Below are 333 nucleotides of genomic sequence, written 5' to 3'. Positions count from 1 at the left end.
CTTCTTATCTTTGACCTCAGCAGCCAGCAGCTTAGCAGCAGACTTAAGCCAGTTCATTGCTTCAACCGCAGCTACCACCGTCACGCTCACAGATTCCCAAATCAGCTTAGCCATGTATCCAGCAGCCTGATTCGGCTGAGTGAACATCAGACCCTTGCCGGAATCAATAGCTGGCTGAATGGTATCTTCCAGCACTTGTTGACGGAAGCCGAACTCTTTGGACCCGTAAGCCAGCGTCATGACTGAACGCTTAGTCACACTGCGAGTAACACCGTAAGCCAGCCATTGACCAGCCAGTGCCTTAGTGCCCAGCTTGACTTTCTCAGAGATTTC

At 51.4% G+C, this 333-nt stretch carries 1 protein-coding gene; it reads right to left on the bottom strand.

Features of this window, described 5'->3' with window-relative positions:
* A partial coding sequence (locus FN960_RS21110; protein ID WP_221936838.1) for a DNA-directed RNA polymerase occupies positions 1-333 on the bottom strand: 333 nt, incomplete at both ends.

The organism is Alkalicoccobacillus porphyridii (genome assembly GCF_007293315.1).
Classification (GTDB): domain Bacteria; phylum Bacillota; class Bacilli; order Bacillales; family Bacillaceae_D; genus Alkalicoccobacillus; species Alkalicoccobacillus porphyridii.
The sequence above is the reverse complement of the archived record's forward strand: the minus strand, read 5'-3'. Positions and strand labels throughout refer to the sequence as shown.